This window comes from Jeotgalibacillus alimentarius, assembly GCF_000829445.1.
Taxonomy (GTDB): Bacteria; Bacillota; Bacilli; order Bacillales; family Jeotgalibacillaceae; genus Jeotgalibacillus; species Jeotgalibacillus alimentarius.
In genome coordinates this window covers 393,984-407,565 of sequence record NZ_JXRQ01000015.1, presented here as the reverse complement: position 1 = coordinate 407,565, position 13,582 = coordinate 393,984, and the positions used below count along the sequence as shown (strand labels likewise).

The 13,582-nt window shown below is 42.2% G+C and carries 15 protein-coding genes and 1 pseudogene; 11 read left to right on the top strand and 5 right to left on the bottom strand.

What is annotated here, in order from left to right; all coding sequences use genetic code 11:
- The first annotated feature begins 21 nt into the window (after positions 1 to 21).
- The 5 genes and pseudogenes from KP77_RS06045 to KP77_RS18635 all read left to right on the top strand — a co-directional run bounded on the left by KP77_RS06045 (position 22) and on the right by KP77_RS18635 (position 3,773).
- On the top strand, positions 22 to 1,431 hold the full coding sequence (locus KP77_RS06045) for a hypothetical protein (RefSeq protein WP_041121775.1): 1,410 nt from the start codon (positions 22 to 24) through the stop codon (positions 1,429 to 1,431).
- 9 nt (positions 1,432 to 1,440) lie between these two features.
- Positions 1,441 to 1,893 carry an ASCH domain-containing protein gene (locus KP77_RS06040; RefSeq protein ID WP_041121774.1) on the top strand — a complete coding sequence of 151 codons (453 nt, stop codon included), beginning with the start codon at positions 1,441 to 1,443 and terminating at the stop codon, positions 1,891 to 1,893.
- Between the two features lie 340 nt (positions 1,894 to 2,233).
- The gene (locus tag KP77_RS06035) at positions 2,234 to 2,512 is read left to right on the top strand and encodes a phospholipase (RefSeq protein WP_084218610.1); all 279 of its coding nucleotides are present in this window, start codon (positions 2,234 to 2,236) and stop codon (positions 2,510 to 2,512) included.
- Between the two features lie 361 nt (positions 2,513 to 2,873).
- Positions 2,874 to 3,233: pseudogene (locus KP77_RS18640) on the top strand (PAS domain-containing protein); the annotation flags it as partial.
- Positions 3,234 to 3,293: 60 nt separating this feature from the next.
- Positions 3,294 to 3,773 (top strand): methyl-accepting chemotaxis protein, encoded by a 480-nt coding sequence (locus KP77_RS18635; RefSeq protein WP_407637916.1) that lies wholly within the window; start codon positions 3,294 to 3,296, stop codon positions 3,771 to 3,773.
- 60 nt (positions 3,774 to 3,833) lie between these two features.
- Here the strand turns inward: KP77_RS18635 and KP77_RS06025 are convergent, their stop codons facing one another.
- Positions 3,834 to 4,223 (bottom strand): hypothetical protein, encoded by a 390-nt coding sequence (locus KP77_RS06025; RefSeq protein WP_041121771.1) that lies wholly within the window; start codon positions 4,221 to 4,223, stop codon positions 3,834 to 3,836.
- Positions 4,220 to 4,432: a helix-turn-helix transcriptional regulator gene (locus KP77_RS06020; protein ID WP_041121770.1), complete on the bottom strand. Its 213-nt coding sequence runs from the start codon at positions 4,430 to 4,432 to the stop codon at positions 4,220 to 4,222. The genes KP77_RS06025 and KP77_RS06020 overlap by 4 nt, the downstream gene beginning before the upstream one ends.
- A gap of 190 nt (positions 4,433 to 4,622) precedes the next feature.
- Between KP77_RS06020 and KP77_RS06015 the strand changes: the two genes are divergently transcribed.
- Complete coding sequence (locus KP77_RS06015) at positions 4,623 to 6,185, top strand: metal ABC transporter solute-binding protein, Zn/Mn family (protein WP_041121769.1); 1,563 nt, start codon at positions 4,623 to 4,625, stop codon at positions 6,183 to 6,185.
- A 200-nt stretch (positions 6,186 to 6,385) separates the two neighbouring features.
- On the opposite strand, the gene KP77_RS06010 is transcribed toward KP77_RS06015, so the two are convergent.
- From KP77_RS06010 to KP77_RS06000, 3 genes are all read right to left on the bottom strand, one after another.
- The gene (locus KP77_RS06010; protein ID WP_041121768.1) at positions 6,386 to 6,778 is read right to left on the bottom strand and encodes a hypothetical protein; all 393 of its coding nucleotides are present in this window, start codon (positions 6,776 to 6,778) and stop codon (positions 6,386 to 6,388) included.
- Positions 6,779 to 6,825: 47 nt separating this feature from the next.
- Complete coding sequence (locus tag KP77_RS06005; protein WP_152614679.1) at positions 6,826 to 7,284, bottom strand: hypothetical protein; 459 nt, start codon at positions 7,282 to 7,284, stop codon at positions 6,826 to 6,828.
- A gap of 288 nt (positions 7,285 to 7,572) precedes the next feature.
- Complete coding sequence (locus tag KP77_RS06000) at positions 7,573 to 8,013, bottom strand: PH domain-containing protein (RefSeq protein ID WP_041121766.1); 441 nt, start codon at positions 8,011 to 8,013, stop codon at positions 7,573 to 7,575.
- A gap of 193 nt (positions 8,014 to 8,206) precedes the next feature.
- On the opposite strand from KP77_RS06000, the gene KP77_RS05995 reads away from it, so the two are divergent.
- The 5 genes from KP77_RS05995 to KP77_RS05975 all read left to right on the top strand — a co-directional run bounded on the left by KP77_RS05995 (position 8,207) and on the right by KP77_RS05975 (position 13,421).
- Entirely contained in the window at positions 8,207 to 9,343 is a 1,137-nt protein-coding gene (locus tag KP77_RS05995; protein WP_041121765.1) for a sensor histidine kinase, read from the top strand.
- A complete protein-coding gene (locus tag KP77_RS05990; RefSeq protein WP_041121764.1) occupies positions 9,343 to 9,978 on the top strand; it encodes a response regulator transcription factor in 636 nt (211 codons plus the stop codon). The genes KP77_RS05995 and KP77_RS05990 overlap by 1 nt, the downstream gene beginning before the upstream one ends.
- Before the next feature lie 119 nt (positions 9,979 to 10,097).
- Entirely contained in the window at positions 10,098 to 11,030 is a 933-nt protein-coding gene (locus KP77_RS05985) for an ABC transporter ATP-binding protein (protein WP_041121763.1), read from the top strand.
- A gap of 13 nt (positions 11,031 to 11,043) precedes the next feature.
- Positions 11,044 to 12,321: an ABC transporter permease gene (locus KP77_RS05980; RefSeq protein WP_041121762.1), complete on the top strand. Its 1,278-nt coding sequence runs from the start codon at positions 11,044 to 11,046 to the stop codon at positions 12,319 to 12,321.
- On the top strand, positions 12,318 to 13,421 hold the full coding sequence (locus KP77_RS05975; RefSeq protein WP_041121761.1) for an ABC transporter permease: 1,104 nt from the start codon (positions 12,318 to 12,320) through the stop codon (positions 13,419 to 13,421). Before KP77_RS05980 ends, KP77_RS05975 begins: the two co-directional genes overlap by 4 nt.
- Positions 13,422 to 13,582: the final 161 nt, after the last annotated feature.

Genomic DNA, 13,582 nt, shown 5'->3' with positions numbered 1-13,582 from the left:
ACACAGACAGGGGTATCTGACATGAAAGAAACAGCCAAACGGGGATATACCCTCTTTATTCTTTTATATGTTATCATGCATTTTATTGTTTCATTGACCCAGGCAGATTCGCTCTCAACACCGCTTTCGTTATTCGGTCTTGCGGCATTTGCAACCGGTTATTTCTTTCTGCCGGTCAAACAGGCATCAATCTCACTTTTTCTTTTAGTGATTGCCATTACGATTCATCTGACTTCCGGTACGTCTCTGATAGAATCAAGCGTTTCAGGCTTTACAGTGATGAGTGGACTGATTGCGCTTTTACTCATTGTACCCGTGATCAGCTGGGTGCTTGAGGAGAAACCGTATATAGAGTCAGTTATTCATTTTGCTCAGAGGCTGCTGAATACAAGCAGGAAATTTTATTTTGGCATGATGATGATTACACAGGTGATTTCATACTTCTTATTATTTGGCGCGATTCCAATGGTCTATGGGATGGTTAACAATTTCCTGAGTGAGCAGCGGGGTGAAGCATGGGAAAATTATAAGGGCACTGCCCTGTTACGCGCTTTTGCATTAACCACCATGTGGGTTGTCAGTATCCCAAGCTTTATATTTGCAGTCGATACACTTGACGCCTCTTTTGGGCTGTCAATCCTGCAGGGGTTTGTGATCTCATTTGCAGGTGTGCTGCTCGCGGTAGGCTTATCCTATTTCCGAGAACGAAAATACGGCGTAGACCTGACAGCAGGTATTCAAGAACAGCTTGCTAAAATTGCAGGAGATCAGAAGCCGGGTGGAAATAAAGAAGTGATTGAATTTGTTTTTCTTTTCATCACACTGTTCGGCTCAATTTTTCTGATTAACTCACTCTGGGAGGCCAGTCTTCTCCTCATTATCCCGATCGTCATTATCGTCTGGGTAGTCCTGAACTTTATCATTCGTAAAAAGCCTTATCGCATGGTTAGACATGGACAGCACTATGCAAAGACTGGCATTCCAAATAAAGCACAGCAATTTTCAATTCTTCTCGCTGCAGGATTTTTGATTGATGCAATCAATCAGTCGGGATACGGGGAATATATTGTAGATGGTCTTTTTTTAGTATCGGATGCTATTCCATTCCTGAACTTCCTGTGGGTGCTGCCGTTTGTTGTCATTATTCTTGGCTTTATTGGCCTTGGTCCGCTGACAGTTATTGTACTGGTATCAGGAATTTTGCAGGGGGTTGAAGTGCCTTATCCGCCCGAAATTGTCTTACTTGGCATCACTTCAGGAAGCGTCATATCAATCATGATCTCTCCACTGATTTTGCCTGCAATTGTACTGAGTGCAGTGAATGGGATCAGTATTGTGAAAAACAGCTTTCTATTTAACTACAAATTTGCCATTGCGTTTTACCTGATGGTACAGGTATATTTGCAGGGTTATGTCTTGCTTATTTTATAGGAGGTTACGATGAACGAACAATCAAAGAAATATTGGGAAGTATTTTGGCAGAATCAGGGTAAAGCCAAACCTTCATCCGTGACAGCATGGCAGTTCGGTGCAGTACCCGATCAATTGGCTCAATTAGTAATCGACGGTGTTAAAACAGCTACCTGCTCAGGACTCATTTTTTACGAACTTGAGAATGAGCCGCTTCCTGCAGTAGATGATTATAGCATCGTTTTAAGCAGTAAAGACGAGCCGTTAGCAATCATCCGGACAGCTCAGGTTGATATTATGCCAATGAATGAAGTGCCTGAAGAGTTTGCGATTGCTGAAGGTGAAGGCGACAGAACCTATCGTTATTGGAAAGAAGCTCATGAGCGCTTTTTCAAGAAGGAATTGAGTGAGGTTGGACTTGAGTATACAGAAGATATGATGCTTGTATGTGAGCGTTTTGAGCTGGTGGATGTGAAAAACTGACTTTGAATAAATAAACCGGATTTCTCTCCTTTGGTGAGTGAATTCGGTTTATTTTAATTCATCTGCCACAGTTACATAGACCTCTTTAAATAAGTCATTAAGTACAGTCAATCCCCCCTCTCCTCTTGAGTTCATCTCCTCGCGCTAAGTAGAAATTTGTCGCGTCACCTTGACACTCAACCATGCATATTTCTCACATTATCATACCTTATTAGTATAGAGAGTGATGCGTTCTCAAATCGGCTTGATATCCTGATTTGAACCATTAAGATACATAACCTGAGCGAAGAAGAATTTCGCCCTGTTATAAATCACTCTATAGTGAAGGAGGTGATTGTTTGTGTCCCGCAGAAGAAAATACAGATGGCTTAAGTTTTGTGTACTCCCAGGCTATCGGTGGTGCGGACCAGGCTGCAGTGGGCCGGGCGCTCCAATTAATGCAACGGACGCTGCATGCAAAGCCCATGACGAATGTTACAGAGACACTGGAAATTATTGTGATTGCGACCGGGCATTTATTGAGAAACTCTCCTCCATCCAGACACCTTACACAAAAGTAGGCCGCCACGCATGGCTGATTCTCCAGTATATGAAACTGCAAAAATTTTTCATTTGCTAGATACCTTCTGTCCCTGTGAAAGATATATCTCTCATACACGGATGAAAGAATTCTAATGAGAGTTTTTTGAAGCAGGCACCCTTTTAAAAATGATTGATTAATCCTGCCTCGTCATTGAATTCATTTGCCCCCCCTGATCATGTCCCCCTCAAACTTTTAATCATGTTTTTTAAAATAAATCTTTAATACAGGACTTTTGATTCAAAAAGATTTAAACTATAACTATTAGTAGTTTCTTGAATGGAAAGATAGATTTATTTCGAATGATAAAAGTGCTGATTTTAGATTTTGGTGAACGTTTAAAAACTATTTTTTAGGCAATAAGACTTATATCACAATATAAAGAACATGAGGGGTATGTATGGGTAAATTAAGTATGCTATCAGAAAACAATGTCATGGGAGCGTTCAAGAAAAATCTGGCGATGATTCAGTTTGACCTTGACCGTAAAGTAACGTATGTAAATGATCTTTTCGCAGGAGCCGTTGGTTATCTGCCTGATGAATTAATTGGCCGTCATCATCAGGTATTTTGTTATGACGAATTTTCAAATTCGCCTGATTATGAGCGCTTTTGGGGAGATTTATCCGCTGGGATTCAGTTTCAGGATAAAATCAAGCGCAAAAAGCGGGATGGTTCAGTCATCTGGCTTGAAGCAACTTATATGCCAATCTTTGAAGACCGGACTGTCATTGGGGTTGTAAAAGTGGCAACTGATATTACAAACAGACAGCTTGGCGTATCTGAGCTTGTGTCTTCCCTGTCAGACGTTTCCGGTGATATGACTGAGAAAGCTGAATATGGCGTGAAGCGCAGTGAAGAATTACGTGAAAGCATTGATCATACACTTGCTTACTCTAAGCAAAATCTTGAAACACTGACAGAGTTGATGGAGCAGGCGGAAAACATTCAGCAGCTGACATTTGCGATTAAAGAAATCGCCTCTCAGACAAATCTGCTGGCACTGAATGCAGCGATTGAAGCTGCACGAGCAGGCGAGCATGGACGCGGCTTTGATGTTGTCGCCAAAGAAGTGAAAAAACTCGCTGCGAAAGTAGAAGAATCAATATTAACTGTAAGAGACTCAGCAGAAGGAATCAGTTCAGGAGTGAAAGAAATCAGTGCCGGGACTGAAAAAGTGGAGAAAGTCATTCAGGAAGGCTCTGAACAGATCCGAGAAACAACCAGCGATTTTCATCAGTTGACTGAAACAGCTGCAAAAATTGATGAATATGCTAACAGGTTAAAAATGAGTGTTTAATCTAAATGAGTACTGAATATGTTACGATTCAGTACTCTTTTTCTATGTATCCTGTCACAGTTATCTTTTGATGACAACAAGTGCCCCAATACCACTCACCACCATATAAACCACCACAGACATCCAAAGGTACATAAGAGAAACCTGTTCATACCCCATGTAAGTCAGTACCGCCAGAGCAACAAACAGAATGCCTATGAACACATTCGCAATGACTGCATAATACTTGCGCATGTTCAGCCTGATACGCTCATCCACTTCCGGCGTCTGATCTTTTTTGGATTTTACATAAACAAGATTAATAATAAATATGATTACAAATGCAGTGAAGGCACCAAGAATGGCTGACCAGTCCGCAACACTGAAGATGAATGTTCCAAGAATCATCCCGGCTAATCCACCCAATGCAGCAATTGTAAAATTCCACTTTTGCAACTTCTTCTTTTTCATTCTGACTCCTCCTCTTCTAAAATAAATACTTCTTCTATCGGCAGATCAAAATACTGCACAATCTTTAATGCCAGTTCCAGACTGGGATTATATTTATTTTTCTCAATGGCTGTAAAAGTCTGTCTTGTAACCTGTAAGTCTTCAGCCATTTTAATTTGCTTAATCCCTTTTTCTTTACGGATCTGTTGGATGTTATTTTTGACAGGCACCTCTGATCACGACCTCCCGGGATAAAAATGTAAATATATCTTTACATTTATCATAAAAGATCAAAACCAAAAAGTAAAGATATCTTTACCTTTTAAATATAAAGTTTTTCGATAAAAAAGAATCATTCCTATTTACAAATCGTAATCGTTACGATATATTATTCATTATACTTTATGAAGGAGGAGAACAATGAATAAAAATTGGTTTACTACATTAAGTTTATTAAGCGTGCTGGCTCTTGCTGCATGCGGAAATGACAACAGTAATGAGGATCAAAGTGCGTCAACGGATTCATCTGATCCCTTAACACTTTACACAACTGTATATCCGTTACAATTTTTTGCAGAGCGTATAGCGGGTGATGCGGCAGAAGTTCAATCCATCCTACCACCTGGATCTGATTCCCATACATACGAAACAACCTCAAAGGATATGATTGCGATCGCTGAAGCAGATGCATTTATTATGAATGGTGCTGGTCTTGAAGGATATGCTGATAGTATTGTGGAAGCAGTTGAGTCTGAAGATGTGACCATTGTAGAGGCGACTGAAGGAATTGAATTAAGTGAAGGCTCTCATGATCACGATCACGGTGATGATCATGACCACAGCCATGACCACGGGGACTATGACCCACACGTATGGCTGGATCCAGTCCGCTCAATTGAGGTTGCTGAAAATATTAAAAATGTACTGACTGAAATGAAGCCGGAAGAAAAAGATCTGTTTAATGACAACTTCGAAGCACTTAAAACTGACCTTGAAGCGCTGGATCAGGAATTCTCTTCTGAGCTTAGTGCTGCTCCCGGCAATCACTTTATTGTGTCTCACGCAGCTTATGGCTATTGGGAAGAAGCTTACGGGGTCCATCAAATTGCTGTGACAGGACTCAGTCCTACCCAGGAACCATCCCAGCGTGAGCTTCAGTCAATCGTTGAGACAGCTGAAGAGTATGGACTGCAGCATATATTTTTCGAACAGAACATCTCGTCAAAAATTACTGAGGTCGTTAAAGATGAAATCGGTGCTGAAACACTCAGACTGCATAATCTTTCTGTCTTAACAGAAGATGATATTGAAAATAATGAAGATTATTTCACTCTGATGAGACATAATCTTGAACAGCTGACGATCGCCCTCTCAGTTGCTCCGGCAGTGGGACATGAAGCGCATGATCACGACCATGGTCACAGCCTCGAGTTGGATGAGGAAGCACAAGAGATTTACAACGGTTACTTTGAAGATGATCAGATTGAAGATCGCCCGCTTTCTGACTGGGAAGGTGACTGGCAATCAGTATATCCGTACCTTCAGGATGGGACACTGGATGAAGTCTTCGAACACAAAGCTGAAGAAGGCGACAAAACTGCGGAAGAATATAAAGAGTATTACACAGAAGGTTATGCAACTGGTGTAGATCGTATCGTGATTAAAGATGATACATTTACTTTTTATGAGAACGGTGAAGAGTCTTCAGGGCTATTCACATATGATGGCTATGAAGTACTGACATATGAAGCAGGAAACCGCGGCGTACGTTATGTCTTTAAGCTCGAAGAAGAAAAATCCGGCACCATGCCAGTCTATATTCAGTTCAGTGACCATGGCATCTCACCTACAGATGCCCACCACTATCACCTTTACTGGGGTGATGACCGCTCGGCACTGCTTGAAGAAGTTGTGAACTGGCCTACGTATTACCCAACTGAGATGGACGGTGAAGAGATTGCGCATGAGATGATGGCGCATTAAGGAGCAGACCCGGGTTAACCGGGTCTGTTTTTTATGGGGATAACGGAGATTAATGTTGGGTTGCATATGGGGGCGCTGCTGACCACGGTGGTTGAGCGGGGTTTTTCCTTCAGATAGAAAAACAGCACAGCGATTATATGATGTGCCATTTTTCTGTATCTACATGCCATTCTGCAAAATATAATTGATGAATCACCTGCTTACTCCTCATACGAATCCTCTGTTACGATTATCTGATCAATCGGCACAGACTCACCGTTCACCTGCACATCAAGCACTTCATGCTCAGGCTCTGTCGTCAGGAAGTACACGTACTGCTGTTCAGCCTCGCTTGCTGATTCTGTCTCTTCAAACTGAATGAAAAGCGTATTATCTTCTGTTTCAAGTCCGGCTTCTACTGAACCAGCAGATCTGAAAGCAATGTAATACGCGTAAGCCTCCTCCTGCACAAACTGTATTCTTTCATCAGACTGTACAGCCTCCTGAATATGATCAGGTACGGATTCTACCTCGCTGATACTGAGTGTGGACTCCTGCTGGCAGGCGGATAAAAAGAGAATAACAAAAAGAGCAGCTGATCCGACAATTTTCAAATGTCTACCTCCTCAAAGTTCAATCCTATGTAATGAATAGCATCAGGCTAATCAAACAGACCATCAAACCATGTAATCCCTTCATCTTCTTTCACTGTTGTATGATAGCTCAGTGCAATCGTCTCCTCATTCCCGCCCCATATGACAATCAGTTCAATCTCTTCAGTGATCCGGTCATCCTGATCTGTTTTAGCAATGATCAATTCTTTTAATTTACTGCTTTCAAGCACCTGTACAGTTTCTGCATGCGGCTGAAAATTAATGTGCTCCCGGATATCAGTATCAACGATAGAGATCTCAGCCTCTCCTTCAGTTTCTTCCCCAATGTATGTCATCAGCAGCTGATCCTGAGGATGATCACCTTCATGATCAGCAACGTATTCGAGTTCAGCTCTCCAGCTGTCACCTTCTCCCTGAAAAATAAAGAGGGTATAGTAATCCGGATCACCGAATGTACAGCCGGTTAATAACAGACATCCACATAACAGCGCTACAATTCTTTTCATACCAGAATTCACATCACTTTCATTCACATTAAAATCAGAGCAAAAACCATACCACCACTCCGCTTCTGCCTATTACTGATCAAGTAACCTATTTACTTTCATCTGACTTATTATTTAATTCATTTAGAAGTTTTATCATCTCTTCATTTTGACGATTATTTTCCTTTAGATATCTTTCAATTGTGATTGAACTGATGAACAGAATCAGTACAATCGCTATCATTGCAAATAAAACCATTATTTTCTCCTTCATGATCACTTCTATAAAACTTTATAAAAATCCAATTATTACATGTCTATTCTGACATTCGGGCAACGCTTTCTGATTTCCTCCACAAAATCATCTAATGCTTCAGGTGAAACTTTCACACTGCCAAAAGTCCCGGTCCGGTAAAAAATTTGAATACTATCCGAAGACATTGTCAGACGATACCCTGTCATTAAATCATGTGTGTGGGCGACCCTGGTAATATCTTCATAACGGATTCTGCTGCGGAACGGACCGCCTTTCACCAGCAGATCGTCTTCAAAGAAAATATATTTAATAGAAAATAATGTCCATAACAGGAAGCAGACAGTGCCTGCAAATATTGAAGTCAATACGATGACACCGATCAGATCAATCTGATCATCAATGAATATTGGAAACATTGTCGCTATACCTGTGATGACAACTGCTATCAACATGAGTACTTTATAAGATTGATCAATTTTCGATCGAAAAGTCATGGTGTCTCCTCCCAAATACATAACAATTTTTCAATAAAGTATTTGTTATATATTTACTACGTACCAAGAGTCAGTAAGTTTCATCCACTCTTTTATATTCTTTTCATATCCAGTATATTTCCTCCACCACACCTTCCCCCTGCTGTCCCCACTCGTTATAATAGACCTAGACTACAGGAAGGCGTGGTGCAGCATGAAATCTTTTTTAATCTGGATGGGTCTCCTTCTTGCGGTTTGGGGTACCTTAATCACACCGTTATTCAGCAACCTTGACGTGAACCTTTGGCGTCTTGCAGGAGTTGCATGCTATTTCACTTTATTTTTCCTGACACCTCTTTTACATAAGAACACAAAAGTTCTGACAGCACTGTTTTGCTTAAGAGCTGTCCTGATCTATATCACTTTTTTTCCGGCAGAACCATATCAGTTTACTCTCACCCTATCATTTGCCTACATATTGCTGATAGCAGAGTCAGCTGAAAAACTGCCTTTCAGACAAATGATTGTTTCGTACTTTGTTTCACTGACCATTCTGGCTTCCTATTTATTTATCGGACAGTTATCAAGTGATGAAATAGCGTTTATCATTCTTATGATCATCGTGATTTTCCCTGGTTTTGTCTATTATAAGTTGAGTGCAGACCGCTATCAGACGCTCTCAGCAGATTATGAGGACTTGCATCAGGAATACCGCATGGTGAAAAGACGTATCGTTCAGGATGAGGAAGCAGCCAGGCAGGAAGAGCGTCATCTGATCGGCAAAGAAATTCATGATTCAGTCGGACATAAGCTCACCTCTCTGATTATGCAGCTTGAAGCATACAGAATACAGTCAGGCTCCGGCAATGATCCGCATGTTAATCAACTGAAAACACTGGCTGGGGAAAGTCTTGAGGAGACGAGGCGTGCAGTGAAAGTATTCAGGCAGACTGAGATCGGCGGTCTTCAGGGTGTGATGAGACTGATCAGGAAGCTTGAAATCGAGAACTTTATCCGTATTCAGTTCTCTGTTCACCCCGGTGCTTTTGCCGCTCCGCTGACCGGTGAACAATCCTTCGCGATTTACCGTGCTGTTCAGGAAGGCCTGACCAATATTATGAAGCACGGGCATTCAAGGGAAGCACAGATCACGTTTGAAGCCCCGGGTAAAAGTATTTTCAGATTTGAAATGATTAATCCCGTGAATGAATATCGTCCATTTACAGAAGATTTCGGCCTCACCTCAATGCGTGAGCGCCTTGAACATTCGGGAGGCGGCCTTGAAGCAAAGATGAATGATCAGGAATTCATTTTGTGCGGCTGGGTTCCATTGAAAGGAAGTGAAAGCTGATGATCAGGGTACTACTTGCTGAAGACCAGGTGATGGTCAGACAGGGATTAAAAGTGATGATCGAGTCTAATCCCGACATTACCGTCACCGGAGAAGCAGGCGACGGTAAAGCTGCCGTTGACTTATGTGAAAAACAGACCTTTGATATTGCTGTACTTGATATCCGTATGCCTGTGATGGATGGAATCGAAGCGGCCCGCCAAATAAAAGCGCGCTGGCCTCAGATAAAATTACTTATCCTGACAACTTTTGATGATGATCAGTACGTGATGGATTCCCTGAAACTCGGAGTGAACGGTTATATGCTGAAAAACGGGGATACAGAATCGCTGATCAGATCCATAAAAAGCGCAATTTCAGGCGGATTATCGATTGAAGATCAGGTAGCAGCCAAAGTAATGCCTTCTCTGCTTCAGCACCAGACTCCAGCTGAAACGGCTGATCCAAGCCTGACCCCGCGTGAGCGCGCGATCCTGACCTGTATCGGAGAAGGCCTCAGCAACCAGGAAATCGCCACACGCCTGGGACTATCTGTAGGCACGATCAAAAACAACACAAGTCAGATTCTTGATAAACTCGAACTCCGCGACCGCACTCAACTGGCTATTTATGCAATCCGGCACAATCTGGTTTAAATAAAATGACTGAAGTCACTGTTTCATGTGACTGAATGACCGGAGTCAGTATCGGCTCCGGTTTTTTTCATTTATTCTTACTTCAGACAGTAAGAACACTAAGTAAGGAGGCACTCACATTGATCGAAACCATTCAATTAAGTAAAAAATTCAAAGATAAAACAGTCGTGCAGGATGTTGACATGTATCTTGATCAGGGAGAATCAGTCGGACTGCTGGGTCCAAACGGTGCCGGAAAATCAACGACAATTTCAATGATCTCATCCCTCCTCAAACCTTCGTCAGGCGATGTAAAACTGAACGGTGAGAGTATCATTAAGAATCCTTCCGACATCCGGAAAGTGCTCGGCGTCGTTCCGCAGGATATTGCCCTTTATCAGGAACTGACGGCTTATGAAAACCTGAAGTTTTTCGGACGTATCTACCGCGTACCAAAAGATCAGCTTGAAGACCGGATACAGCATACACTTGAACTCGTTGGACTGAAAGACCGACAAAAAGACCTCATCAAGACTTTTTCAGGCGGGATGAAGCGCAGAATTAATATTGCCTCTGCCCTTCTCCATCAGCCAAATATCCTGATCCTTGATGAACCGACAGTCGGAATCGATCCACAATCAAGAAACTACATCCTCGAGATGATCCGCCGATTGAAAGTGCAGAACGGCACAACCATTCTGTATACGAGTCATTACATGGAAGAAGTCGAGCAGCTATGTGACAGGGTCTATATCATGGACCACGGAAAAGTCATTGCTTCAGGCAGTCAGTCAGAGCTTCTCAGCATCCTGTCCAATGAAGATACAATCAGCGTTCAATTAAGCAAAATGAGCCCTCCGCTGGCAAAAGAGGTGCTTGCCCTCGAACCTGTCAGACAGGTCGAAGAAGACGGGGATACACTAAAAATCATTTCAAAAAAATCATCTAATATTATCAGCGACCTTGTCAGACTGGCCGATCAGCATCAGGTAAAGATCATCAACTTTCAAATGGTGAATCCGAGTCTTGAAGATGTCTTTCTTCATCTGACCGGCCGGACGCTCAGGGATTAGGGGGGATGATCGTATGCTTACATTTTTAAAGAAGGATCTGCTTTTATTCTGGCGTGACCGCAAAGAAGTATTGCTGGTAGTCATTCTTCCACTTCTCATTATTGTCGTGTTAAGCATTTCGATGTCCGGGATGTTTGATGGTGATGAAAATCTGAATGTTGATCTATCACTTGGACTCGTGATAGAAGATCAGCCAGAAGAAGCAATTGAGGTGATCAGTAATCAGATTTCTATGAGTGGAAAAATACCTGAAGATGTGAAAGACAATTTAATCAACAGTATTGAATCGGCTCCACCCGTTGAATTGCTGACAAATGCACTCATGAGTCCCGGTATTGGAGATTGGGTGACTGTCAAAACATTGACTGAGAAAGAAGCTGTTGACAGTGTTGAAAACGGCGGTCGTGATGCAATGCTCGTGATTCCATCCGGCTATACAGAACAGCTGTTAAGCTATCTTTATTTAGGCACAGAAAATAAACCGGAGCTCTCCTTTTCTGCAAAAGAAACCTCATTTGAAGTGGATATCATCCATGACACGATCGAGGGTATCCTGAATCAGATGAACCTGCAGTATGCCCTGTCTCTTTCAGGTACTGAAGTGGATATGACTCAGATTCAATTGCCTGAAGGAAGTACAGAAAGTATTGCAGCAGACCGCGACTTCACAATGGGGATCGATCAGTATTTTACACTTTCAATGGGCGTACTTTTTGTTTTGTTTATGGCGAGTACAGTGGCTACAAGAATCACGCTTGAAAAACGAGAACAGACATTTAATAGAGTGACGCTTTCAAATGCACCGCCTTATCACTTTCTATTTGGTAAAACTTGCGCGACCTTTATTCTGGCAATGTTGCAAATCATACTCATATTTATGGGGTCGCATCTTATACTCGATGTCTTCTCAGACCGCACAATGATGTTCTGGTCAGGTTTGTTGCTCATTTCAATCGTTTTTTCCCTGGCAGTTGCAGGGCTGGCTGCATTGATGACATCAATTTCTTTACGGATTAAAAACCCTGAGACAGCCAACGGAGCCTTTACGGGTATTATTATGCTTTTTGGAACAATTGGCGGAAGTTTTGTACCTATATATGTTTTGCCGGATTGGCTTCAGAAAATTGGTGAGTTTACACCAAATGGTCAGACGCTGTCTGTCTTAATTGAATGGTTTCATTTTGAGGATTTATCGCTAATATGGCTTCCTTTAACGGTACTGACAGTATTTACAGTCATTTCAGTGATCATCAGCATGATGTTATACCCTAAAAGGGGGGAAGTCTCATGATTCCAGTATTTCTAGCACAGCTTGCCAAAGAAAGACGTCATCCGGTTATCCTCATTGTCTTAATCGCTGCCAGTGTTGCAGGAACAGTAATTTTCACAGGAGGCACCCAGGCTCCTACTGAGATCGCAATTTTCAGTGAAGGTACCCAATCAGAAGCAATTGAGGAAAAATGGGAAACCCTTCTCAATCACAATAGTGAATTACAATTTGTTGTCTCAAACCCTGAAGATGCCAGGGAATCAGTACAGCAGGGTCAGGCTGACCTGGCCATCAGATTAACGGAAACCGATTATACAGTAATCACAAGTTCAACAATGCCTGATGTCGCAGTTGCAGAACAGCACGTCAGATCAGTTTTTGAACAGGAAGCAGTCATTGAATCTGCACTGGCCCAGTCAGTTCAGCCTGAACTGTTGAGAACCGAAATCGAATCTGCAATAGGTGATCCGGTTATGCAAATGAACGTATCCTCACTCGGTGGGGATGAATTGTCAGGCTATGATATGAAAACGCAATTAATCTTTGCTTTTACCTTACTGACCGCCATGTTTATGATCGGTTTCAGAGTAAATAATATCCTGAAAGACAAAGTATACGGCTTATGGGACCGCATGATCCTTTCTCCAGTTACGAAAACGGGAATGTACACTGCCTATATTACGTATGCATTTTTCATCGGATTCGTTCAGATTCTCATCGTTATGCTGATCTTCAGATATTTCATGAATGTTGAGCTTGGAGATCGCTTTGATCTGCTGCTTATCGTTCTCGCTATTTTCACATTCAGCATGGTCAGCGTAGCCACATTACTGACCGGTCTTGTCAAAAAGCCTGAACTGTTCTATGCCATATACCCTTCAGTCATTCCAATGATTCCAATCATCAGTGGCGCATACATGGTACCCGGCACAATTACAAACCCAGTTCTTTTATTCATTGGAGACCTGTTTCCAGTCTCACATGCCATGGATGCACTACTCGATATCGTCATGTATAACGCCACTCTGCAGGATGTGACACAGCCGATTATGATGATGATTTTGATTGGCGTGATCTCAATGGGGATTGGTGTGAATCTTGTAGAGCGGAGAAGTGTTTGATGTTGAGCGGGGTCTGACCCTGCTCTATTTTTATAGGCGGCACAGGGAGACGGAGCTTGCTGTGCCGAAATGAGAATGATGATAAAAATAGCACACACAACTCCGTACCTGGTGTGCCCCCCTCATCAAAAAACAGATCCGGCACATTGACCGGATCTATT